This is a genomic window from Streptomyces sp. NBC_01283 (assembly GCF_041435335.1).
GTDB lineage: Bacteria > Actinomycetota > Actinomycetes > Streptomycetales > Streptomycetaceae > Streptomyces.
The window spans coordinates 770896-792500 of the sequence record NZ_CP108430.1; the positions used below are offsets into that span (position 1 = coordinate 770896).

24 protein-coding genes are annotated in these 21605 nt (G+C 70.6%); 10 read left to right on the forward strand and 14 right to left on the reverse strand.

Annotated features, from left to right (window positions below; translation table 11 throughout):
• Nucleotides 1-8: 8 nt before the first annotated feature.
• Nucleotides 9-1355 (forward strand): maltokinase, encoded by a 1347-nt coding sequence (locus tag OG302_RS03525; RefSeq protein ID WP_371525319.1) that lies wholly within the window; start codon nucleotides 9-11, stop codon nucleotides 1353-1355.
• A 64-nt stretch (nucleotides 1356-1419) separates the two neighbouring features.
• Nucleotides 1420-3738 carry a 1,4-alpha-glucan branching protein GlgB gene (gene glgB / locus OG302_RS03530; protein ID WP_371525320.1) on the forward strand — a complete coding sequence of 773 codons (2319 nt, stop codon included), beginning with the start codon at nucleotides 1420-1422 and terminating at the stop codon, nucleotides 3736-3738.
• A gap of 155 nt (nucleotides 3739-3893) precedes the next feature.
• On the opposite strand, the gene OG302_RS03535 is transcribed toward glgB, so the two are convergent.
• From OG302_RS03535 to OG302_RS03555, 5 genes are all read right to left on the reverse strand, one after another.
• Nucleotides 3894-4502, reverse strand: a complete 609-nt coding sequence (locus OG302_RS03535) for a hypothetical protein (protein ID WP_371525321.1) — start codon at nucleotides 4500-4502, stop codon at nucleotides 3894-3896.
• 60 nt (nucleotides 4503-4562) lie between these two features.
• On the reverse strand, nucleotides 4563-4970 hold the full coding sequence (locus OG302_RS03540) for a RidA family protein (protein WP_371525322.1): 408 nt from the start codon (nucleotides 4968-4970) through the stop codon (nucleotides 4563-4565).
• A gap of 183 nt (nucleotides 4971-5153) precedes the next feature.
• On the reverse strand, nucleotides 5154-5957 hold the full coding sequence (locus OG302_RS03545) for an NAD-dependent epimerase/dehydratase family protein (RefSeq protein ID WP_371525323.1): 804 nt from the start codon (nucleotides 5955-5957) through the stop codon (nucleotides 5154-5156).
• A 65-nt stretch (nucleotides 5958-6022) separates the two neighbouring features.
• Nucleotides 6023-7150, reverse strand: a complete 1128-nt coding sequence (locus OG302_RS03550; protein ID WP_371525324.1) for a winged helix DNA-binding domain-containing protein — start codon at nucleotides 7148-7150, stop codon at nucleotides 6023-6025.
• 211 nt (nucleotides 7151-7361) lie between these two features.
• The gene (locus OG302_RS03555) at nucleotides 7362-7964 is read right to left on the reverse strand and encodes a DinB family protein (RefSeq protein WP_371750007.1); all 603 of its coding nucleotides are present in this window, start codon (nucleotides 7962-7964) and stop codon (nucleotides 7362-7364) included.
• A gap of 91 nt (nucleotides 7965-8055) precedes the next feature.
• Here OG302_RS03555 and OG302_RS03560 point away from each other — a divergent pair, with 91 nt between their 5' ends.
• Nucleotides 8056-9057 carry a helix-turn-helix transcriptional regulator gene (locus tag OG302_RS03560; RefSeq protein WP_371525325.1) on the forward strand — a complete coding sequence of 334 codons (1002 nt, stop codon included), beginning with the start codon at nucleotides 8056-8058 and terminating at the stop codon, nucleotides 9055-9057.
• 41 nt (nucleotides 9058-9098) lie between these two features.
• On the opposite strand, the gene OG302_RS03565 is transcribed toward OG302_RS03560, so the two are convergent.
• Nucleotides 9099-9524: a hypothetical protein gene (locus OG302_RS03565; RefSeq protein ID WP_371525326.1), complete on the reverse strand. Its 426-nt coding sequence runs from the start codon at nucleotides 9522-9524 to the stop codon at nucleotides 9099-9101.
• Nucleotides 9525-9563: 39 nt separating this feature from the next.
• Nucleotides 9564-10715 (reverse strand): hypothetical protein, encoded by a 1152-nt coding sequence (locus OG302_RS03570; RefSeq protein WP_371525327.1) that lies wholly within the window; start codon nucleotides 10713-10715, stop codon nucleotides 9564-9566.
• 281 nt (nucleotides 10716-10996) lie between these two features.
• Here OG302_RS03570 and OG302_RS03575 point away from each other — a divergent pair, with 281 nt between their 5' ends.
• Nucleotides 10997-11608 (forward strand): dihydrofolate reductase family protein, encoded by a 612-nt coding sequence (locus OG302_RS03575; RefSeq protein WP_371525328.1) that lies wholly within the window; start codon nucleotides 10997-10999, stop codon nucleotides 11606-11608.
• 26 nt (nucleotides 11609-11634) lie between these two features.
• Here OG302_RS03575 and OG302_RS03580 read toward each other — a convergent pair whose 3' ends face one another.
• Nucleotides 11635-12816: a hypothetical protein gene (locus tag OG302_RS03580; RefSeq protein WP_371525329.1), complete on the reverse strand. Its 1182-nt coding sequence runs from the start codon at nucleotides 12814-12816 to the stop codon at nucleotides 11635-11637.
• A 404-nt stretch (nucleotides 12817-13220) separates the two neighbouring features.
• On the opposite strand from OG302_RS03580, the gene OG302_RS03585 reads away from it, so the two are divergent.
• From OG302_RS03585 to OG302_RS03595, 3 genes are all read left to right on the forward strand, one after another.
• The gene (locus OG302_RS03585) at nucleotides 13221-13673 is read left to right on the forward strand and encodes a hemerythrin domain-containing protein (protein ID WP_371525330.1); all 453 of its coding nucleotides are present in this window, start codon (nucleotides 13221-13223) and stop codon (nucleotides 13671-13673) included.
• Nucleotides 13674-13781: 108 nt separating this feature from the next.
• Nucleotides 13782-13946, forward strand: a complete 165-nt coding sequence (locus OG302_RS03590; protein WP_371525331.1) for a DUF5993 family protein — start codon at nucleotides 13782-13784, stop codon at nucleotides 13944-13946.
• On the forward strand, nucleotides 13946-14584 hold the full coding sequence (locus OG302_RS03595; RefSeq protein ID WP_371525332.1) for a disulfide bond formation protein B: 639 nt from the start codon (nucleotides 13946-13948) through the stop codon (nucleotides 14582-14584). The genes OG302_RS03590 and OG302_RS03595 overlap by 1 nt, the downstream gene beginning before the upstream one ends.
• 11 nt (nucleotides 14585-14595) lie before the next feature.
• Here the strand turns inward: OG302_RS03595 and OG302_RS03600 are convergent, their stop codons facing one another.
• Both OG302_RS03600 and OG302_RS03605 read right to left on the reverse strand, forming a co-directional pair.
• Entirely contained in the window at nucleotides 14596-14808 is a 213-nt protein-coding gene (locus OG302_RS03600) for a hypothetical protein (protein ID WP_371525333.1), read from the reverse strand.
• Nucleotides 14809-14896: 88 nt separating this feature from the next.
• Nucleotides 14897-15883 (reverse strand): GlxA family transcriptional regulator, encoded by a 987-nt coding sequence (locus tag OG302_RS03605; protein ID WP_371525334.1) that lies wholly within the window; start codon nucleotides 15881-15883, stop codon nucleotides 14897-14899.
• A 69-nt stretch (nucleotides 15884-15952) separates the two neighbouring features.
• Here OG302_RS03605 and OG302_RS03610 point away from each other — a divergent pair, with 69 nt between their 5' ends.
• Complete coding sequence (locus OG302_RS03610; protein ID WP_371525335.1) at nucleotides 15953-16936, forward strand: NADP-dependent oxidoreductase; 984 nt, start codon at nucleotides 15953-15955, stop codon at nucleotides 16934-16936.
• Between the two features lie 93 nt (nucleotides 16937-17029).
• Here OG302_RS03610 and OG302_RS03615 read toward each other — a convergent pair whose 3' ends face one another.
• Both OG302_RS03615 and OG302_RS03620 read right to left on the reverse strand, forming a co-directional pair.
• Nucleotides 17030-18049, reverse strand: a complete 1020-nt coding sequence (locus OG302_RS03615; protein ID WP_371525336.1) for a Gfo/Idh/MocA family protein — start codon at nucleotides 18047-18049, stop codon at nucleotides 17030-17032.
• A gap of 98 nt (nucleotides 18050-18147) precedes the next feature.
• Nucleotides 18148-18612 carry a DUF6194 family protein gene (locus OG302_RS03620; protein WP_371750008.1) on the reverse strand — a complete coding sequence of 155 codons (465 nt, stop codon included), beginning with the start codon at nucleotides 18610-18612 and terminating at the stop codon, nucleotides 18148-18150.
• Between the two features lie 32 nt (nucleotides 18613-18644).
• On the opposite strand from OG302_RS03620, the gene OG302_RS03625 reads away from it, so the two are divergent.
• Nucleotides 18645-19406, forward strand: coding sequence for a MerR family transcriptional regulator (locus tag OG302_RS03625; RefSeq protein WP_371750009.1), 762 nt, complete (start codon nucleotides 18645-18647; stop codon nucleotides 19404-19406).
• On the opposite strand, the gene OG302_RS03630 is transcribed toward OG302_RS03625, so the two are convergent.
• Nucleotides 19397-19642, reverse strand: a complete 246-nt coding sequence (locus tag OG302_RS03630) for a DUF6479 family protein (protein WP_371525337.1) — start codon at nucleotides 19640-19642, stop codon at nucleotides 19397-19399. The two genes, OG302_RS03625 and OG302_RS03630, sit on opposite strands and share 10 nt — an antisense overlap.
• Before the next feature lie 182 nt (nucleotides 19643-19824).
• Here OG302_RS03630 and OG302_RS03635 point away from each other — a divergent pair, with 182 nt between their 5' ends.
• Nucleotides 19825-20622 carry a VOC family protein gene (locus OG302_RS03635; RefSeq protein ID WP_371525338.1) on the forward strand — a complete coding sequence of 266 codons (798 nt, stop codon included), beginning with the start codon at nucleotides 19825-19827 and terminating at the stop codon, nucleotides 20620-20622.
• A 55-nt stretch (nucleotides 20623-20677) separates the two neighbouring features.
• Here the strand turns inward: OG302_RS03635 and ligD are convergent, their stop codons facing one another.
• Complete coding sequence (gene ligD, locus OG302_RS03640) at nucleotides 20678-21589, reverse strand: non-homologous end-joining DNA ligase (RefSeq protein ID WP_371525339.1); 912 nt, start codon at nucleotides 21587-21589, stop codon at nucleotides 20678-20680.
• Nucleotides 21590-21605: the final 16 nt, after the last annotated feature.

Below are 21605 nucleotides of genomic sequence, written 5' to 3' on the forward strand. Positions count from 1 at the left end.
GTGACGTCATGTCTTCGCCTCTGCTGCTGTCGCACGACACCCAGCCTCACCCCATCGCCAGCCCGACGCTGGCGGCCCTGTTGAGCCGCTGGCTGCCACGGCAACGATGGTTCGCCCACCGGGAGCGTGCCGTCACCGGCGTCTCCGTGACGGCCGCGACGGAGCTGGCCCCCGACATCTTCCACCTGCTCGTACGGGTCGAACAGAGCGGTCTCCCGCAGGACGCCGCCTGTTACCAACTGCTCCTGGGCGCCGTCCCCGATCTGCCGCCCCGCCTGGGCGAGCGTCTGCTGGGCCGGATGGAAGGCTCCCGCGGCCAGGACCTCCTGGTCTACGACGCGCTGTACGACCCCCGGGCGACGATCCTGCTCCTCGACCGGATACGGCGTGGTGGCGTGATGGGCGCGCTCCGCTTCGAGTCGTACCCCCGCTCCGCCGTCCCGGCGGGTCTCATGCCGCACGTCCTGGACGTCGAGCAGTCGAACACGTCCATCGTGTACGGCGACGAGGTCATCCTGAAGCTGTTCCGCCGCGTCCAGCCCGGCATCAACCCCGACCTGGAGATTCCGGGGGTGCTCGCCCGGCACGGGTACACCCGCGTGCCGGCGCCCGTCGCCTGGTTCCACACCACCCAGCCGTTCTGGGGCACGTTGGGCGTCGTGCAGCGCTTCCTGCCGCGAGCGACCGATGGCTGGACCCTGGCCCTCCAGTCGGCGCTCGCCCAGGGGGACTTCTCCGACCAGGCACGGGAACTGGGTGCGCTGACGGGCGAGTTGCATGTGGCGCTCGCCGAATCGTTCCCCGTGGGCGAGCCCGCCGCGGACCACCACACGCGCCTGGCCGACCAGATGACACATCGGCTGCTGCAGGCGGCGGCCACCGTGCCGGCCCTGCGCTCGCACGTACCGGGCCTGCGTGAAGTCTTCATCAGGCTCGCCACGGCCGACGGCGGCCTGCACCTGCAGCGCATCCACGGCGATCTCCATCTGGGTCAGGTACTGCAAGCCGACGGCCAGTGGCATGTCGTCGACTTCGAGGGCGAGCCCGCCAAACCCCTGACGGAACGGCGTGCCGACCGCTCCCCGATCCATGACATCGCGGGCATGCTGCGCTCCTTCGACTACGCCGCCCATGTCGAGAAGGGGGCGCGGCCGGAGTGGGCCGCACGCTGCCGGACGGCCTTCTGCGACGGGTACGGCGCGACGGGCCTCTTCGACCCGCAGGACATCCCGGTGCTGCTGCACGCGCACGAGGCCGACCGGGCCGTCTACGAGGTTCTCTACGAGTCGACGCACCGCCCCGACTGGATCACCGTCCCCCTGCGGGCCGTCGCACGTCTTGCCCGCCACGACTGACCGCCCACCACTGACCCACCCCCACCACTCACCTCCCAAGCCCCCCACAGCTGACCGCTCACCAATGACCGGACGCCCGGTTCGAGGAGCAGCATCCATGGCCGTCACCGACGTGTCCCCCGCCGCCACCGCCGTCCGCGGCGCGTGCGCGGTGCCCCCGCTGGCCGCCGCCGACCGGGACCGGTTGTTGCGCGGCGCGCATCACGATCCGCACGCCGTCCTCGGAGCGCACCCCGTGCCGCACGGCGTACACCTGCGCTGCCTGCGTCCAGGCGCGCAGGCGGTGTCCGCGGTGACGGACGGCTGCACGTGGGAGCTGCACGACGAAGGAGACGGCCTGTTCTCGGGTGGCATTCCGGCATCGGGCGGCATTCGGGCATCGGGCGGCATTCCGGCCGGCGCACCCGCGCCCTACCGGCTGCGCGTGCACTATCCCCAGGCCGTCATGGAGGTGGAGGACCCCTACCGCTTCCTTCCCACCCTGGGCGAGCTGGATCTGCATCTCATCTCCGAGGGCCGCCACGAGGAACTCTGGACGGCGCTCGGCGCGCACGCAGGTGAGCACCAAGGGGTCCAGGGCACACGATTCGCCGTGTGGGCCCCGAACGCGGCCGGTGTACGGGTCTGCGGGGACTTCTGTCACTGGGACGGAACCGCACTGCCCATGCGGTCCCTCGGGTCGTCGGGCGTGTGGGAGCTCTTCGTGCCCGGCCTGGGCGAAGGGGCGATGTACAAGTTCGAGATCACCCGGGGCGACGGCTCCCGTACGCAGCGCGCGGACCCGATGGCACGCCACACACAGACCCCTCCGGCGACGGCTTCCGTCGTGACGCGCAGCCACCATGAGTGGGGCGATGCCCACTGGATGGAACACCGGGCCGACCGTCCGGTCCATGCGGCGCCCATGTCCGTGTACGAGGTTCACCTCGGCTCGTGGAGACCGGGATCCACCTACCGCGAGCTGGCGAAGGAACTGACCGACTACGTACTGGAGCTGGGGTTCACGCACGTCGAGCTGATGCCGGTCGCCGAGCACCCCTTCGGCGGCTCCTGGGGTTATCAGGTCACCGGCTTCTACGCCCCCACCGCACGCTTCGGATCTCCCGACGACTTCAAGCACCTGGTCGACACGCTGCACCAGGCCGGGATCGGCGTACTCCTGGACTGGGTCCCCGGTCACTTCCCGCGCGACGCATGGGCGCTGGCCTCGTTCGACGGGCGGCCCCTCTACGAGCCGCAGGATCAGCGGCAGGCCGAGCACCCCGACTGGGGCACTCTCGTCTTCGACTACGGCCGCAAGGAAGTCCGTAACTTCCTTGTCGCGAACGCCACTTACTGGTGCCAGGAGTTTCACATCGACGGCCTGCGCGTCGACGCCGTCGCCTCCATGCTCTACCTCGACTACTCGCGCGAGGAGGGGGGCTGGTCGCCCAACGCCCACGGCGGACGCGAGAACCTGGACGCGGTGGCCTTCCTGCAGGAGATGAACGCGACGGTCTATCGCCGCTGCCCCGGCGTCGTCACCATCGCCGAGGAGTCCACCGCGTGGGACGGGGTCACCCGGCCCACGGACCAGCCCGCGGCGGCCGGACTCGGAGGCCTGGGGTTCGGGCTCAAGTGGAACATGGGCTGGTCCCATGACTCCCTGGCCTACATCGCCCACGAGCCCGTGCACCGCAAGTACCACCACGACGAGATGACGTTCTCGATGGTGTATGCCTACAGCGAGAACTATGTCCTGCCGCTCTCCCACGACGAAGTCGTGCACGGAAAGCGGGCGTTGGTCGACAAGATGCCGGGCGACTGGTGGCAGCAGCGCGCCAACCACCGCGCCTACCTGGCCTACATGTGGTCCCACCCCGGCAAACAACTCCTCTTCATGGGCCAGGAGTTCGCGCAGGGCGCCGAATGGTCGGAGCTCGAAGGGCCTCAGTGGTGGGTGCTCGAAGAGAACCATCCGGCACACCTGGAACACCGCGCGATCCAGCATCTCGTGGCCGATCTGAACCACCACTACGTCACGACACCGTCCCTGTGGGAGGAGGACACCTCCCCGTCCGGCTTCACCTGGGTCACCGCCGACGCCGCCGAGGACAATGTCTTCGCCTTCCTCCGCCACGCTTCCGACGGCAGCCCGCTGCTGGCCGTCTTCAACTTCTCACCGGTGGTCCGCCACGACTACCGGCTGGGCGTACCCCCCGAGGCGGGCGGAGCCTGGGAGGAGATCCTCAACACCGACGCTTCGCGCTACGGCGGCGGCGGAATCGGAAACGACAGCCCCCGTCGGCGGGATCCCCACCCCGACCGCGGCTTCGCCGCATCCATCACCGTGACACTTCCACCACTGTCGGCCCTGTGGCTGCGACCAACCGGACCCGCGTGACACACCGCCGGAGTCACGGCCCGTCGTCTTCGCCGAGTTCCGTCGCACACTCGCGTCCGGCGGACAAGGGCGCGACGCGGACGATCGCCACTTTCCTGGCCCGGAAACCGGAAGGGACATGAGGGCCTTGCGAACCGTAAGGGCGGAGGCAAGTCTCAGACTTGCGACTGCGCCTGCGGGTCCTCGCTCAGGAACTCCGTGACCAGGTCAGGCGGGTTGGCGGCACGGGTCATGGCGAACATCTCGTCGGGGTCGAACATGTCGTAGAGGATCACCGGCAGTGGGCGTCCGAGCACGCCGACGAGCGTGCCGTCCTCGTGGAGTCGGCGCGCCAGGTCGACGCAGAGCTCGCGAAACTGTTCGGCGAGCGCTTCGCCGCGCTCGTCCTGCTCCTGCTCGGAGAGGCAGTCCTCGTCCTCCTCCTCGTACCAGAGGCCTTGGGTCACTGCTTCCTGCCTGTGCAGGTCGGAGCCGACCGGATCGTGCGCGGGATCATGGCCGATGACGCGCACACCCTCCAGCCCTGACGGCGGGAAGTAGGCGTAGTTCCAGCGGCTCTCCCACGGCTCGGTGTCCGCCGTCTCCGCGTTCGCCCTGGCCGCCTCGGCCTCGGTGTTGTAGCCGATCGCCAGGTACGGGAACCTCGGGTCCTGGTCGACGCTGTCGATCCGGAACGTGACCGCGTAGATGTCGGAGATCAATTCTTCAGGGAACTCCGCCAAGGTACGCGCGGCCATCTGCCCCATGTGCTGCCGGAATGGCATCAACAGCTCTTCTCCTCCACCGTGTTACGACAACGGGCCCCGAGCGAGGGACACTTGCGCTCAGTCGATGACCGCGGTGGCTTCGACCTCCACCAGATGTTCGGGGACATCCAGTGCCGCGACGCCCACCAACGTACCCGGGGGCACCGGAGTGACGCCCAATTTCGCGGCCGCCCGCGCGACTCCCTCTCCGAAGAGGGGCATTTTGTCGGGAGTCCAGTCCACGACGTACACGGTCAGCTTCGCCACGTCGTCGAGGGAGGCGCCGACCCCGGCGAGGGCGGTGGCGACGTTGAGGTAGCACTGCTCGACCTGAGCGGCGAGATCACCTTCGCCGACCGTGACGCCCTCGGCGTCCCAGGCGACCTGCCCGGCGAGGAACACCAGCTTCGACCCCGTCGCGACCGACACCTGCCGGTAGGCGTCGATCTTCGGCAGCCCGTCGGGATTCACCAGAGTGATGGCCATGCTGTCTGTCTCCTAGTTACGGACCAAGGCCCCTTGGTCTCCAGCAGTTACTGGGAAACCCTAGGAGAGTGCCCGCTGACGTGGAAGAACGCACTTTCCGGTGCCTGGGGAACCTTTTGGTGACCAAGGCATGGAGTTCAGGATGGCCACCCCCCAACCACGCCTACGCGTACGTCAGGTTCGTCAGCGTCGAAGGTGCTTCAGCGTGAACTCGGGTGAGGCGTAGGCACCGGCCTGGGGTGCTGACGGGTCCGCCGGTGCGTCGGCGCCCGGGATGTGTGACGCGTGCGATTCGGCGTCGTCGAGGGGTGTGTAGTCGAGTTCCGTCCTGGCCGGGAGTTCCCAGAAGCGCCGGGTGTTGGCGGAGACGGCGTAGACGGCGCTGAATCGGGTGGTCGGTGGGGCGGTCAGCGCGGCCCGGATGTAGCCGACGGCATCGCGTGGGCTCAGCCAGGTCGCCAGGTGGCGTGGCTCGGTGGGTGTCTGCTCGAAGCTGCCGATGCGCAGACAAATCACTGACAGGCCGAACTTGTCGGCGTACAACCGCCCCAGCGCCTCCAGTGCCGCCTTGCTCACCCCGTACAGGCCATCGGGACGCACGGGCTCCTGGGGGCCGGTGAGGTGTCCGGTGGGATAGAAGCCGGTCAGACGGTTGCTGCTGGCCAGCACCACTCGTTCGATCCCGGTGCGCCGCGCGGCTTCCAGGACGTGGTGGGTGCCGAGCACGTTGGCTTCCAGCAGGTCGGGGAGGGGAGCCTCGTCCGGCACCCCTCCCAGGTGGAGCACGCAATCGGCTCCAGAGAGGGCCGACTCCACGGCTGCCGCGTCCCGCAGATCGACGGTGTGGGTTTCTTCGTCGTCGGCCACCGGGTGGATGGGAACGCGGTCGAGCAGCACCAACCGGCTCGCCTCACCACGTAGCGCCTCACGCGCCACCGATCCGATGTTCCCTGCCGCGCCCGTGATGGCCACCGTCCCGAGTGCCACTGCGTTCCCCCTCTGATGCCGGCAGTCCCCTGACCCTGCCACACTCGGTTCCGGCGAACTGTCCGTCAAGGCGAGGCGACTTCACCGATCCGTACGCCGTGGACGTCGTCACCGGAGTCACCGGAGTCGCTGGAGTCGGCGGAGAGGAAAGACGCCAGCGCCTCTCCCTCTTCCGTGACCGCCGTGCGTTCCGCGCGGGAGAAGCGGGCCAATGGGGTGACCGTCACCGTGCCCGCCTCGGCCGTCCAGGTGGCGGCGACCCGGCCATCGACCAGGACGACGCGGGCACCGGCGACGGACAGGCCTCGGTGTGCGTCGTCGATGATGCGGGTGCGGTCGTGGTAGCCGAGGATCGCGTTGTCGAACGCCGGCAGGAACCGCACCGGGGCGGGTGTGTCGGGGTCCGGACGTGGCGCATCGGGGAGGTCGAGCAGTTCACGGCCCCGCTCGTCCCTGAAGGTGATCAACTCCTCGCGCACTGCCGCGACGGCGGCCGGCAGTCCGGCGAGACCGCACCAGGCGCGCAGGTCGGCGGAGGCCGCCGGGCCGAACGCGGCCAGGTAGCGCCGTAGCAGCGCCTGTCCCACGGGATCGGAGCCGTCCGTGGACGGAGGGTCGACCTCGCGTTCCAGCCAGGAGGCCAGCGGGACGTTGCGCACTCCTGCCTTCGTGCGCCAGAGCCCGCGTGGCGGCAGCTGCACCATCGGGACGACGGCCATCAGCATCTCCCCCAGGGCCCGCGCCCCCGGCCCGGGCCAGCGCTCGGCGAGCTCACGCGCGAGCTGGGTCATCGAGCGCGGCTCACCGTCGGCCAGGACGGCCCGGCCCGCTGCCGCGAGCTCTTCGAGGTCCGTCCCGTCGAGTTCACTGCGGTAGACCCCGAACACCCGTTGGCGCAGCATCGCGTCGTGGCGGGCGCGCCAGGCCAGGGCGTCGTCGGCGGTGACCAGGTGGACGGTGCGGCGCATGAGGTGAGTGCGCACCACGCGCCGTTGGACCAGGTGGTCCGAGAGCTCCGCCGGGTCGAAACCCCGCAGCCGCGACCAGAGGCCGAAGAACGGCTCCTGCGGTTCCTGCGCCTGCAGACCGCCGAGGTGCGCCACCGCGTCGAGGGCCGGAGTGTCGGACCGTTCCAGGAGCAACTGCCGGGCGAGCGTCGCCCGGTTGAGCGCCCGGGTGCTGAGGACAGTCATCGGAGGCCTCCTGCGGCGTGCTCGGTTCGCGGGGGCAGGGACGGGTCGGCCACCGCCAGTTCGCGCATCTTCACCAGTTCGTGCGTCTTCACTGTGACGCCTTTCCGTTCGGCCGGTTTCTTGGGCTGGACCAGCAAGCCCATGGACCTGGCCGGTCGGGCGGCGACTCGCCGCCCGACCGGCCAGGGAAATCCACCGGGGCTCCGCTCGCTCAGCTCGACTTCCGGCCGTCGAGCGCCTCCCGCAGGATGTCCGCGTGACCGGCGTGCTGCGCGGTCTCGGCGATGACGTGCATCAGCACCCCGCGCACACTGCGTACGGCCCCCGGCTCGTGCCAGGGGGCCTCCGGCAGCGGGTGCGTCGCCGAGAGGTCGGGTACGGAGGCGATGGTCTCCGCACTGCGGACGGCGACGTCCTCGTAGCGAGCGACGATCCCGGCCAGCGTTTCGCCGGGCAGCATCCGGAAGTCGTTCTGATGGTCGATCGCCCATCGCGGGTACTCGCGGGCGGTACCGGTCGCGAGATCCTCCCAGGTGACCCCGTCGGGCAGGTCGTGGGGCATCGCCGCCGGGCCTTCGACGACGAAGCGCAGCCAGCCCTCCTCGATGGACGCGACATGCTTGATCAGCCCGCCCAGACACAGCTCGCTGACGGTCGGCTGCTGCCCGGCCTGCTCGTCGCTGAGCCCGCTCACCGTGTTGAGCAGGGCCGATCGTGCGCCGGCGAGCGCGGCGAGCAGATCGGTGCGCTCGGGGTCCAGGAGCGGGGAGGGTGTGGGCGTAGGGGTGGGCGTGGGCGTGCTGGTCACTGTGATCGGCCTTTCGGTCGTGCTCGTTGTCCGGCAGGTACGACCCTCGCAAGAGAAGCGGTCAGGTTGTGGCCGCTTCTCCAGGCACCATGGAGTCATGCCGAAGACCTCAGGGCGACTGCTCTCGCTGCTCTCCCTGCTCCAGGCACGCCGGGACTGGCCGGGGGCGCTGCTCGCCGAGCGACTGGGCATCAGCCCGCGCACGGTGCGGCGCGACGTCGATCGCCTGCGCGAGCTCGGCTATCCCGTGGTCGCCCTGAAGGGCCCTGACGGGGGCTACCGCCTGGACGCGGGCGCTGAACTGCCCCCGCTGCTGTTCGACGACGAGCAGGCCGTGGCCCTTGCCGTCGCCCTCCAGATCGCCACCACCACCGGCGCCGGCATCGAGGAAGCCGCTGCGCGTGCGCTGACCACCGTCCGGCAGGTCATGCCCGCCCGGCTGCGTCACCGCATCGACACGCTTCAGGTCACCGCCGTCCAGCGGCCGTCCGTGGCACCGGACCCACAGGTCAGCGGCGAGGTGCTCATGGCGCTCAGCAACGCCGTGCACGCCCGCGAAGTGCTCCGCTTCGACTACGCCCCCGTATCCCCGCCGGAGGCCACCGACCGCGACCGCGCTGATCCCCCTCCCCGCCGGGCCGAGCCCCATCACCTCGTCACGTGGGGCTCGCGCTGGTATCTCGTCGCCTGGGACCTCGACCGCGAGGACTGGCGCACCTTCCGCGCGGACCGGATCACCCCACGCATCCCCACGGGCCCCCGCTTCACCCCGCGCGAAGTGCCCGGCGGCGAGGTGGCCGCGTTCGTCGCAGGCCGGTTCCAGGGCTTCGACGGCTCGGGCGACTGGCCCTGCCGGGGCGAGGTGATCCTCGACCTGCCCGCGGCGGCGGTGTCCCGCCACACCCGCGAGGGGATCGTCGAGGAACTCGGCCCGGACCGCTGCCGGCTCGTCCTGGGATCGTGGTCATGGCCCGGTCTGGCCGCCGCCATCGGCAGGTTCGACGCCGACATCGAGGTCGTCGGCCCGAGTGAACTCAAGGACGCCTTCGCATACTTGGCTCGCCGATACGCCAATGCCGCGTCCCATGAGCCCACTTGACGAAACCGCCCCACTTGGCGAGTCCGTCCCGCCACCACCGATCAGGCGGTGCGCGGGCGCTCCGGATACGGAAGTCGCGCGATCGCGGCAGACACGGCCAGCCCGAGCGTGACCCCGACGGCGGCGGCGAAGGTCTCCGCCCATGCGGCGTCGAGGGAGCCGGGCAGGACGGCGCCGGTGAGCCGGCCCGCGCCGAACAGGACGGCCACCGCGGCCAGTGCGGCCGGCCAGCGGTGCCGTACCCCTTCGACTATGTCGTCGGCGACGTACAGGACGAGCATCACGGCCATGAGGTAGGAGCCGCCGAACTCGTCGTCCCACCCGATCGCGGTGAACCCGGCCCCGACGGCAAGGACGGACAGCCAGATCCCCGCCAAGCGCCGAAAGGACGTGGGGGGCTTCCGTCTCGCGTCGCGCGGGAGCCAGAAGAACCGTGTGACGTGCTGCTTGACCGTGTACTTGTCCATGCGACACGTCCTGTTCCCCCGGAGCGATGGTGGCGCGGCCTACTTGTTCGGGGCCCGGAAGCGGCCGAACGCCTTGGTCAGTGCGCTCAGCGGCGAGCCGTCCGCCTTGACGTGGCCCGGCGCGGACGGCCGGGGCACACCATCGCCACCGGTCACCTCGGCCAGCGCGGCCTGCGCCGCTTCGGCGGCCTGCTGATACAGGTCACGGGAGGTCGTCATGGCCTCAAGGGCCTCGGCGTACTTGGTGACCATGTCCTGGGCGTGGGTCAGCTCCTCGTCCGGGGTGAGCAGGTGCCAGCCCTGGCGCAGCCGGGTCAGGGCGCGCTCGGCCTCGGCGGGCAGCGGTCGCGGCAGGGCGGCGAACTCCTTGATCCTGTCGAGGAGTTCGGTCGGTTCCGAGCCGTCCAGAAAGACGCTGCGCACCGTCATGTGGTCCACGTCGTACCCCGCGGTCTGCGGCTCCGTGGGCAGGATGACGGCGCCGCCGCGCGGCATCCGCACGCTCAGCTCCCGCTTCATCGCGAAGTCGGCGATCTGTGCCTGCTCCGGCGTGCCCCGGTGCTCGACCACCCGGTGCCGCAGGCTCGGCGGCAGGAACGTCGAGAGCGGCTTCTGCCCGATCGCGTCCGGTGTCATCGCCTCGTGCACCACGAGGTGGATGTACCAGCTCTGGCGGGTGCAGTCCCGCAGCCGGTGGCGCAGCTCGTCGTCGTCCTTGGGCAGGTGGTTGGTCGTGCGCAGACGCACTCCGGGCACCGTGTCGTGGTCCCAGGCGACCCGGTCGCTGTCGGGCCAGAACATGAGGGCGGGCGAGGGCCAGTGCGCGTCCCAGGCCCGCTCCGCCTCGGCGGCGAGGACCCAGGTGACGCCCTCACCTTCCTTGCGGCGGGTCTCGGGGTCGTACAGGGTCAGCTGGGCGCGGACCGTGATGTCGTCCGCCACCCGCCATCGCGCCTCGAAGAGGCGGCGGGAGGCCGGGCCGGGGTCGGCTGACTCGTCCCGCGGGTGCAGGACGGTGGAGCGGGCCGCCTCGACGGGGTCGAGGTCCAGGAAGTCGTCGAGCACCCCGGCCGCCTTGAGGGCGATCAGGTTGCGCCGGACATCCTGCTCGGGCTCGGGCCCGAGGTGGCGCCCGCGCCCCAGCCACGCGGTGTCGGGGACGGTGGTCGAGGAGCTGCTTTTCTTGGCCATGGAGTCGTTCTGTGAGTGGTCGGGGCCCGACCAGTATGGCCCGTGGACCTGAGGAGGGAAGCGGTACCCCGCCCACGGCTTCGCCACGCCGGACGGATCGTACGTAAGCCATCAAGCCGCTTTGATCCAGCCATCGCAGGTCAAACGGGGGCGGCCACATCCGGCGGCCTGATCCCCGGGAACAAGCAATCGACGGCGCCCGGACCGATGAGTCTTGGCGCGGCACGATGTCTGAAGAGTGAGGGGGACGCACACGTCCCCGGCCAGGAGAGTGGTGCGCGATGAGGTTGGTCCTGCAGGAATTCCTTTCCCTCGACGGCGTCTACCAAGGCCCCGGGGCGCCGGACGAGGACACCAGTGACGGCTTCACCCGGGGCGGCTGGTTCGTGCCGCACCTCGACGACGAGTTCGAACAGCTGGTCGGCACCTGGCTCCGTCAGGCGGACGCGTTCCTGTTCGGCCGCCGTACGTATCTGAACTTCGCGCGGGACTGGCCGAAGATGACGGAGCACCCGTCGGCCGCGTTCCTGAACGGGCTGCCGAAGTACGTCGCCTCCCGCAGCCTGACCACGGCCGAGTGGGACCCGACCACCATCCTGTCCGGCGACATCCCCGCCCAGGTCGCCGAGCTGAAGCGGCAGCCCGGCCGTGAGCTGCAGATCCACGGCAGCGGGCGGCTGGGCCAGTCCCTGCTGGCCGCCGGTCTGGTCGACGAGCTGCGCCTGGCGATCGCCCCCGTCGTCGTGGGCACGGGCCGCCGCCTGCTGCCGGACGGCGGTGCGCCGGCCGGACTGCGGCTCCTGAGCAACGCGACGACTCCGGGCGGGCTGGCGATTCACGTCTACGAGTCGACGGGGCTTCCGGAGTACGGAACGTACGGGGCCGACGCGTAGCCACTCCCGGCAGTGCGGCCGGAAGGTCAGCCGCCACGCTTCAGGCGTACGACGACGGGGGCACCGAAGGGGTCTCCGGACTGGTTGACCTGGACGTGCCCGGCACCCAGCCATTCGCCGGTGCCGGGCACCCGGTGGATCTCCTTCAGCCACAGCGACTGATTCGACCCCTTGCGGGCCCCTGTCGACAGGGGCAGGCGATGGCGCTCGATCTTCACGCACCGGCCGTCATCGGTCAGGTACCAGTTCCCGTCGAGGAACAGCCCCTTGTCGTCCTGCCCCACCGGGGTCCGCAGCGCGCATCCGCCGGGCGCGTCCTTCTGGTCGACCCACTTCGAGCCGTCCCGGCGCAGCCGGATGAACTCGTCCGCGGGTTCGTTCTCGGCTTCGCCGTGGTTGAAGGAATTGCTGCCGTAGGCGCGCACCTCACCGTTGTCGAGCGCGAAGACCTGGCCGAGGCTCGCGCCGGGCTCCGGCGGGAGCGGCTCCTCGAAGCGGGCCTGCGGAGTGTCCACCGCCTTCCAGGAGGTGCCGTCCCAGTGCATCGATGCGGGCTGGCTGTACCGCTCGCCGGAGCCCTCGATCCGGGTGCCGGGACCGGTCGAGCGGCTGCCGACCGCCCAGACGTCGTCCGGTCCCGCCACGGCAAGGTCGGAGGTGCCGTACGGCAGCCGGGTCGTGGTCCAGCGGGTGCCGTCCCAGTGCTGGGCGGTCCGCTCGCTGTCGAGCGCCCAGATGTCGTCCGCGCCCGGAGCCTCGAAGTCCCCGATGTTGCCCGGCGGGGGGCTGGGCACCGCGGACCAGCGGCTGCCGTCCCACTCGGCCCAGCGGTTCACGGCGTTGCCGTTCTGCGAGGTCTGCGGCCGCAGCCACAGGGCTTTCTCTCCCACCTCTTCGAGAATGGGCGGGTAGGTGCTGTCGCCGAGAGCTTCGGGCAGGGGCTCGCGCTTCCACTTCGTGCCGTCGTAGTGCAGCAGGTGGGCGTTGGACTCACCGTTGTTCTCGGTCGCGACCGCCCAGATGTCGTCCTCGGCGAGGACGGCGACATCGGCGAGCTCCCCGCTGAAGTCCGCGATGTGCTCGAACTCCCAGGTGAGGGAGCCCTCGGAGCCCTTCGCCCGGTCATCCTCCCGGGAGCCGCCGGGAGCGGAGTCCGTGCCGCACCCCGCAGCCGTGAGCACGGCCGCCAGCACGACGACGGCCGCCACTCCCCTGTGCCTGATTCCCGCAACGCCGCGAATGATCGCTCCCCTTGTCGCACCTCAGCGAGTTCTCGCACCTCAGCGAGCGGGCAGCCTACCTGGGAGCGGCGCTGGCCCATCAACCAGTCAGCCCGTCAGCCGGTCAGCCAGTCGAGAAGGTCCCACGCCCACGACAAAGCGCTGCCCTTTCGGTGATGACTCCGGCAGCAGTAACTGCGCCTGCGCCAGCGACTCGTCTGCTCGACCGGCTCGCGGCACCATAGGCACGGCTCCACCCTGCCGACTCTCCTGTCCCACCCCACCCACCCCATGGACGCAGAGTGTCACGGGGAGGGTGGGCCGGGACAGAGTTGTCCGGCACATGCGTGGCGTCTCGCCCGAGGGGTGGGGGCTCGCCTAGAAACAGGTTCATGTGCCACTACTGCGGTTGCCGGGAGATCCCGCTCATCAAGGAGTTCATCGCCGAGCACGAGCGTGTCACCGATGCGGCGGGCGATGCGCTCCGCGCCCTGGCGCAGGGCGACACCGCCCGGGCACGCACGCTCGTGGACGCCATGGCCCGCGAGCTGGACGCGCACTGGCGGGGCGAGGAGAACGGCCTGTTCACGGTGATGCGCGAGGACCCCGAGTACGCGGACTACATCGCGGGCCTGGAGCGCGAACACCGCGAGCTGGCAGCCCTGTTGCCCGCTCTCGATCTGTCGGACCCCGACGACGTACGCACCCTCGTCGAAGCCGTCGACGAACTGCACCGGCACATCGCCAAGGAGGAGGACGGCCTGTTCCCGGCCTCGCTCACCGCGCTCGACGGCGAGGAGTGGAACCTCTCGATGGCGGCCTGGCGTGAGGCGCACCCCGCCTGAGCACCAAAGAGCGCGGGGTGGTCGGGGTTGGTCCCTTCCCGTGGACCGGTGGCGCGTCCCCACCGGCCTGCGGCTGTGGGGCCGTCGCGCCGGATACCTTCCGCGCCCATGGACACCCTCATCTTCGGCGGCCTCCTGGCCACCCTGTACGCGCTTCACCGGCAGCGGTCACGGGCCGTGCTGCTCGGCGGTTGGTGGGTCATGCTCGCGCTCACGATCCTGCTGCTCGCCCACCACATCACCAGCGGCCTCAAGCTGGGGCTGAGCTACTGATGAGCACGCTGACGTCCCCGCTCGTGGGTACCGACCGTTCCCACCTGCTCGGCAGGGTCCAGTACTGGTTCGCCTGCTTCTTCGCCGTCGGCTGGACCGGGGTGGTCTGCGGCGGGCTCGGCGTGCAGTTCATCTCCTGGGACTATCCGTGCCCGCTGTGCATGGTGCAGCGCATGTTCATGCTGCTCGCCGCGCTGGGGTCGGCGTACATCGTGCGCCGTGGCATGACCGGCACCATCGCGGGCCGCGACTACATGATGGGCTGGGGTCTCGCCCTGGTCGCCGTGATGTGCGGCGCCTTCGCGTCCTGGCGGCAGACGATGCTGCACATCCTGCCGGGCGACAAGGGGTACGGCGCGCCCGTGCTGGGTCTGCACATGTACGTCTGGGCGTGGATCCTCTTCATGGCCTCGGTGGTGGCGATCGGTGTCGTGCTGGCCTTCGCGCACTCCACGGCCGACACCACGGTGCCTACGTCAGGGGTGTACGGCATGGCGGGCGGGGTCGTGCTCGGCTTCCTCGCTCTGGTGATCGCGGTGAACCTGGTGGCGGTCTTCCTCCTGGAGGGCTTCCACTGGTTCCTGCCGGACGACCCGGACCGCTACCGCTTCTTCCACGACGTCGGGATCATCGGCTGAGCGAGCGGGCGCTATGCCGCTTCGTAGTGGTGGGCCCGGCCGCCCCGCCACTTCACCCACGCCGGATCGTCGAGCAGTACTTCCGCGTCCGGCAACCCGGCCCGGCGCAGGAACTCGATCACGTCCGTGTCCGAGTGCGCGAGGCCGAGAATCTGTCCGCGCGCGGTCACTCTGCGCCCGCCCGTGGGCGAGAGTGCGTGGACGATTATCGGCGCGGTCTGCATGTGTCCAGGGTGCTCCGTGTCGCGCGCTCCAGCACTCCGAGCCGCCGGGAGCCGCCCGCCGACCAGCCGTTCGACGTGGCGGCAGCGCCTACGCGCCGCCCACCGCCGCTCCCGCCTGGAACGTCTTCCGGTACATCTGCGGCGACACCCCGATGGCCGCCTGCAGGTGCTGCCGCAGCGACGTGCCGGTGGCGAAGCCGACCTCCGCGGCGACCCGGTCGATCGACAGGTCGCTGGACTCCAGCAGATGCCGGGCCCGGTGCACCCGCTGCTGGATCAGCCATCGGCCGGGGCTCGTGCCCGTCTCCTCCTGGAAGCGGCGGGCGAACGTGCGCGGGCTCATCCGGGCGTGCGCGGCCAGCTCCCGCAGGGCCAGCGGCCGGTCGAGGTGCTCCAGGGCCCAGGCGCGGGTGGCGGCGGTGCCGGTGGCTCCCTCGTCCGGGATGGGCTGCTCGATGTACTGGGCCTGACCGCCCTCACGCCACGGGGGCACGACACAGTGCCGGGCGACCCGGTTGGCGACCGTGCTGCCGTGGTCCGAGCGCACCACGTGCAGGCACACGTCGAGCCCGGACGCGGCGCCCGCCGAGGTGAGCACGTCGCCGTCGTCGACGAACAGCACGTCGGGATCCAGGTCGACGTGGGGGAACAGCTCCCGGAAGTGGTCCGCGAGGGCCCAGTGCGTCGTCGCGGGCCGCCCCTCGAGCAGACCGGCCGCGGCCAGCGTGAACGCCCCCGTGCAGATGGACACGAACCGCGTGCCGGGCCTGACCCGGGCGAGCGCGTCGCGCACCGGCTCCGACAGGCCTGCGGTGATGTACCGCAGGTCGTACGGCGGCATGACCACCGTGTCGGCGCTCGCCAGCGCCTCGGGGCCGTGCCCGACGGTGATGGTGAAGTCGGCGTTGGTGGCCACCGTGCGTTCCTCCGTCGCCGCGCAGGTCACCACCTCGTAAGCCCCTGGGACCAACGAGAAGACCCTGTTCGGGATGCCCAGCTCGAAGGGGTAGACGCCGTCGAGGGCGAGGACGACCACGCGGTGCGGGCGATCGGCGAGGAATTGCATCGAAGCCATGGCACGATCCTATCGCTTAATGGCAATCTTGCCATTGCCCAGGTCAGCCCCTTGCCGCAGGCTGGACCCATGACCAACAACACCGCCTCTCAGCCCACCGAACCGACCCGGCCGACCATGCGGGCCATCAGCCAGGACGTCCTCGGCGACCCCGAGGTGCTCAAGGAGATCGAGGTCGCCCGCCCCGAGCCCGGCGTCGGCCAGATCCTCGTCGCCGTGCACGCGGCGGGCGTGAACCCCACCGACTGGAAGCACCGCAGGTTCGGCGCCTTTCTGGGTGAGCCGCCGTTCACGCTCGGCTGGGACGTGTCGGGCGTCGTCGAGGCGGTCGGCATCGGCGTCTCGCTGTTCGAGCCGGGCGACGAGGTGTTCGGCATGCTGCCGTATCCGTACGGCGCCGGTTCGCACGCCGAGTACGTGACCGGTCCCACCCGCGCCTTCGTACCCAGGCCCGCAGGGTTGAGCCACGTAGAGGCGGGCGCGCTGCCGCTGGTTTCCCTGACCGCCTGGCAGGCCCTGGTCGACAACGCCCAAGTGGAGCCGGGGCAGCGGGTGCTGGTGCACGCCGCGGCCGGGGGCGTGGGCCACGTGGCCGTGCAGATCGCCAAGGCGCGCGGCGCGTACGTCATCGGCACGGCATCGGCCGCCAAGCACGACTTCGTGCGCGGCCTGGGCGCCGACGAGGTCATCGACTACCGCAGCGCCGACTTCGTGAAGGAGGCCCGTGACATCGACGTGGTCCTCGACCCGCTGGGCGGCGAGGACCGGCTGCGCTCCCTGGAGGTGCTGCGGCCCGGCGGCATCCTGGTGTCGATCCTGCCGGGCAACTTCGGCGAAGTTGCCGAGCGCGCCGCCGCGTTGGGCGTGCGGGCCACGGACATGCTGGTGGAGCACGACCAGGCGGGCATGGCGGCCGTGGCGGCACTCGCCGAGTCCGGACAGCTGCGGGTCCACGTCTCGGACACCTACCCCCTCTCGGAGGCCGCCAAGGCGCACGCGGAGGGCGAGACGGGCCGCGTCACGGGCAAGCTGGTGCTCACGGTCCGCCCGTAGGCGCCGCGAGGACTGCGGGACTGTGGGGGCGGCACCGATTCGGTGCCGCCCCCACAGTCCCGCCGCGCCGTCCGGCGGCGGACGGCCGGCCGTCTAGCCGTAGAAGTCCGGGCGTTCGGCCAGCTCGACCTGGATGCGCCCGCCCTCCCGCTGGGAGGCGACGCCCGCCTCGCAGACGGCCGCGGTGGCGTAACCGTCCCAGGCGCTGGGGCCGGTGATCTCACCTCTGCGGGTGGCATCCACCCAGGCCTGCACCTCGCGGTCGTAGGCGTCCTCGAAGCGCTCGACGTAGTCCGGCGGGACGTGGCCTCCCCAGCGGCCGTCGGCGCTCACCCGGGGTCCTTGTTCGTCCCCGATGCGCACGGTGCCCCGCTCGCAGACCGCCTCGGCCTGGACCTGGTAGCCGTATCCGCAGTGGCCGAAGATCTCGACGTCGACGAGCGCGCCCGACACGGTCTCCAGGAGGATGAACTGCGGGTCGTTCATGCCGGCCGGGGCGAGCGACGTCGCCCTCGGTTTGTGCACGGTGACCGCCGCGATCTCCTGGCCGAGCAGCCAGCGGGTCGCGTCCACCTCGTGGGAGACCGAGCTGGTGATGAGCATCTCGTCGGTGAAGCCCGGGGGCATGGCCAGGTTGCGGTGGCGTTGGTGCAGCATCAGCGCCGCGCCCAGCTCGCCGCTGTCGAGGAGCTCTTTGAGCTTGACGTACTCGGCGTCGTAGCGGCGCATGAAGCCCACCTGGATGCGCCGGTGCCCGAGCCGCTGCTCCGCCTCCAGGATCCGCAGGGAAGAGGCCGTGTCCGGAGTCATCGGCTTCTCGCACAGCACCGGCAGATCATGGCCGAGTGCGTCCACGAGGGCTGCCTCGTGGGCGGGGCCGGGAGAGGCGATGAGTACGGCGTCCACCTCTCCCGACGCCATGGCGGCCGCCGGTTCCGTGTAGGCCGTGCAGCCGTCGATCGTGGCGGCAAGGGCCTTCGCCCGCTCCGGTTCGATGTCGGCGACGGCCGTCACCCGCGCCCCGCTGATGACCTCGTGGAGCCGGCGCACATGGTCCGCGCCCATCTTCCCGGTGCCGACGACGGCCACACCGAGTCCTCGCTGAGATGCCATGACGGTGGTCTCTCCCCTCCCGGTGAAGGACTCTCCCGCACCTCATCTCCTGCGAGAGAACCCTCCATTGCGCCATGGCGTCAATGCCGCGCCCTCCGTCAGGCCGTCCTTTCGTGTCGTCGCGCGAACCGGGCGCGAGCGGCCTCGTGGGCATCGCGCAGAAGCCGTACGACGGTGTCCGTCGTGCGCACACCGGGATTGACGACGGAGATCCAGCCGAGGGAGCCGTACACCGGGTGCGGCAGCACCTCGTCGGCGGCCGCGAAATCGCGGGGGCGGCCGAGGCTGCGTGGCTCCTCCCCGGTGAGCTCCCGGAACACCGCACGGTCGACGTGGATGTTCACCCGCCAGCGGCCCGGCGGGGAAAGGGCGGAAGCGGTGTCGTCGGGGTAGTCCTTGGTGACGATCGTCCCGTACGGCTGGACGGTCGTGGGCAGCCTGCCGTCGGGGGCGTAGTAGAAGAACGCGTCTCCCCACGCGAGCTCGGGAACATCACTTCCCTCTTCCGGGGCGAACACGAGCACGCCGTCGAAGCCTCGCACGGTCGCGATGATCTGTTCCATACTCATGGTTCAAGCATGACCTTCAAGTGCTTATGTGGGGTTGGCCGGTGGACGGGACCGCGAACGGCGTGCAAGGAGCAGTGCTCAGAACCGTCGATGTCTCCAGAGCCTCGGGGTACTCGGTGCAACAGGTGCGCGACCTGGAGCGGCTGGGAGTCATTCCCCCGGCCGCACGGTCGAGTAACCGCTACCGGTCCTACGCACCTGTCCACGTGCACGCTCTGCGCGCCTATCGGGGTCTTGCGAGTGCGGTCGGGCCTGTCGCGGCCCGGCGGATGTGCGCGGAGCTGCGCACGGAGACGCTCTCGGAGGCGGCCGCGGCGATCAACGCGATGCATGTCCGGCTTGCGCGGGAACGGGATGAGGCGCTGCGTGCGCAAGAGGCGTTGCGTGCGATCCACTCCGAGGCGGGGGCGGGCGGGTTCGAGCCCGAGGGGGACGCCATGACGATCACGGAGCTCGCCGGAGCACTCGCCGTACGCCCATCGGCCCTGCGGTTCTGGGAGGAGGAAGGGCTGATCGCCCCCGAGCGTGTGACGTCACTGCGCGCACGTCGCTACGGCCTTGTGGCGATCAGAGCGGCCCGGATCGTCGCGGCCCTGCGCGCCACCGGATACGGCATCCCCGCAGTGCGCGACATCATGGGTTCGCTGCAGCGGCCCGACGGCGTGGGAGCCACGGAACGCATCCTGCAGCAGCGCCTCGACGAGATCGCGGCGAAGACCGTGGCACTGCTTCGGGCGGGCGCCGACCTGGCAGCCGTCGTCACGGCCGTCCGGCCCGGTCAGGGGTGAGGGTGCCCCTGGTCGGGGTCGTCGTCGGGGGTCTGCCAGGTGGTGCCGCGCTGGGATTCGCCGCTGGCGGGCTCCTCACCGGGGGCGGGCGTGGTGGGCTGTGTACCGCGGGCCGCGCGGCGCCGTCCGCTGACGAACATGGCGAGCAGGCCGAGGACCACGGCGACGCCGACGATGATGAAGACCAGCGAGCCGCCGCCCTCGACGGCCAGAACGGTATAGCTGTGAGTGCGCATACCACTCGTCTACCCCATTTACGGCGAAAACGCCCCTTCGCTAGCCCTACCGGCCTTCCATGGCGTCCCCGCCCTGCCGTTCTTCGCTGCCACCGGGGACACAGCGCGACGTGAGGCCCGTCGGTGGGGATGATGGAGCCGCAAGGGGGTGGGGCGCCCATCGACCTCGGAACGGTACGAAGATGAACAGCGGCAAAGCACCTGCAAGCCACCACAACGTAGCCAGCAGCTCGGTGTTCGGGGCACCCTGCTGGGTCAGCTTGACCACCCGGGATCTAGAGGTTGCGCAGGAGTTCTACCACGCCGTACTGGGCTGGGACTGGCGCGTGGGCAAGCTCGGCGATCAGTACAGGTTCGCGAGTGTGAACGGAGTGCCGGTGGCGGGAGTGTCCGCCGTGGCTGCCATCGGGCACACCGGCGTCGCCTGGACCCCGTTCTTCGCCGCGTCCAGCGCCAACGAGACCGTGGCCCGCAGCCAGGAACGGGGCGGAACGACCGCCGTGGGCCCCCTGTCGTTCCCTCCGGGGCGGGCGGCCCTGGTCGCGGATCGCGAGGGAGCGGTCTTCGGCATCTGGGAGGGCGAGCTGGTGTCCGACTGGGAGGACTGGCGCCGCGCGGCTCCGGTCTTCGTGGAGCTCTACACCCGGGACGCCTTCGACGCGGCCATCTTCTATGCCGAGGTCCTGGGCTGGGCGTCCGCGGCCTCGGGCTGCTGCGAGGTCCACTACGAGGACGAAGGGGTCGTTCTGCGCAGCCAGGGCGACGTCGTGGCCCGCATCCATTCGGGCGCGGTGGAGTCCGCGCCCGATCCGGAGGTCCGGCCCCACTGGCAGATCCACTTCACGGTCGAGGACGTGGACGCCTGCGCCCAGGCCGCGCTGGCCCACGGCGGCAGTGTCCTGTGGGGCACGGGCGGGACGCGGGAGGCGATCCTGTGCGATCCCGACGGGGCGCACTTCGTGGTGAACTCAGCGTCGTGAGCATCCGGATCGGCGTCTTGATCATCCGGATCGGGCTCCGCGGGTCGCGATGTCGCTAGGCGTACGCATCTTCTTCCAGGCGACGGGCGGCCGCGCTCACGCCGCGCGCGTGCCGGGCCAGTCCCTCCCAGGGGTCCTTGTCGAGGCGATCGCCGAGGTCGGTCACCGTCCAGCGGCGGGCGGTCAGCTCAGGATCGTCCAGTTCGGCCCAGCCCAACGGCACGGCCACAGGAGCGCCCGGCCTGGTCCGGACGGCGAACGGAGCGACCACGGTCTGGGCGTAGCCGTTGCGCGCGACGTCCAGATACAGCCGCCCCTTGCGGGCGTCCTTGCGGGGCTCGGTCGTCAGCTCCTTCTCGTGCCGCGCCGCCAGCGTGCGAGCGGCGGCGCGGGAGAACGCGAGCACGTCGTCGGCGTCATCGCGCCGGTTCAGCGGTACGACGACGTGCAGGCCGCGTGAGCCGGTGGTCATCAGGCCCGACGGAAGGTCCAGCTCATCGAGCAGCTCATGCAGGCGGTGCGCGGCGCCGCGCACCGGCTCGAAGTCGTCGGCGGGCGGGTCCAGGTCGAAGACCAGGCGGTCGGGGCGGCGCGGCCGGTCGGCGCGGCTGAGCCAGCGATGGGGGGTGATGCACGCCTGGCCCGCGAGATAGACCAGGGTCGCCGCGTCGTCACAGACCACATGCGTCACCTCGCCGCCCTCCTTGGCCACCGTGGCGCGATGGATCCAGTCGGGGAAGTAGTCGGAGACCTCCTTCTGGTAGAAGCGGTCTCCCTCGATCCCGTCCGGCATCCGCTCCAGCATCAGCGGCCTGCCGCGCAGTTCGGGCAGCATGCGCGGTGCCACACGCCGGTAGTGCTCGGCGAGATCCGCCTTGGTGATGCCGTCCCGCGGGAACAGCTCCTTCTCGGCTCGCTTCACCTCGATCCTGCGCCGTCCGACCCGTAGATCAACCGTGGGGCTCATGTCACGCCTCCTTCGC